Source organism: Streptomyces maremycinicus, assembly GCF_001184025.1.
GTDB lineage: Bacteria > Actinomycetota > Actinomycetes > Streptomycetales > Streptomycetaceae > Streptomyces > Streptomyces maremycinicus.
The window spans coordinates 1-887 of the sequence record NZ_BBYG01000005.1; the positions used below are offsets into that span (position 1 = coordinate 1).

1 protein-coding gene is annotated in these 887 nt (G+C 63.9%); it reads left to right on the forward strand.

Annotation, left to right across the window (positions count from 1 at the left end):
- Positions 1-10: 10 nt before the first annotated feature.
- The gene (locus AOQ37_RS00030; protein ID WP_062639874.1) at positions 11-850 is read left to right on the forward strand and encodes an IS5 family transposase; all 840 of its coding nucleotides are present in this window, start codon (positions 11-13) and stop codon (positions 848-850) included.
- The last annotated feature ends 37 nt before the right edge of the window (positions 851-887 follow it).

An 887-nucleotide genomic window follows, 5' to 3' on the forward strand; every position in this document is an offset into this window, starting at 1 on the left:
CATCTGGGGCGTGAGCCAGCGCAAGCCGTACCCCAGCGACCTGTCCGACGCCCGATGGGCCTTGATCGAGCCGACGTTGGCGGCCTGGCGAAAAGCCCGGCTCGACCGCAGGCCCACCGGAAAGCCGGCCAAAGTCGAACTGCGCGATGTGTTCAACGCGCTCCTCTACGTGAACCGTACGGGAATCCCCTGGAAATACCTCCCGCACGACTTCCCGAGCCACGGAACCGTCTACGCCTACTACGCCGCCTGGCGCGACGAGGGGATATTCGCACAGCTCAACTACGACCTCGTCGGCCTCGCCCGCGTCAAGGAAGGGCGCAAGCCCGAGCCCACCGGATCCGTGATCGACACCCAGAGCGTGAAGACCTCCGCCAACGTGCCCCTGACCAGCCAGGGAACCGATGCCGCGAAGAAGATCGTCGGTCGGAAGCGAGGCATCCTCACCGACACGATCGGGCTCCTCCTCGCCGTGACCGTCACCGCCGCGAGCCTCTCCGAGAACGCCGTCGGAATTCGCCTCCTCGATCACGCCAAGAAGACCTACCCGACCATCTCCAAGAGCTGGGTCGACACCGGCTTCAAGAACGCCGTCGTCGAGCACGGAGCCAACCTCGGAATCGACGTCGAAGTCGTCAACAGAAACCCGGGAGTTCGCGGATTCCACGTGGTCAAAAGGCGCTGGGTCGTGGAACGCAGTATCGGTTGGATCATGACGCACCGCCGACTCGCCCGCGACTACGAGACCCTGCCCGCCAGCTCCAAAGCCATGATCCACGTCGCCTCGATCGACAACCTCGCCAAGCGCATAACGGACGAGACCACCCCCACCTGGCGAGGAACCTACTAGGAGATAAAGGGCAATCCGCCTACATCAAACGCCCTCT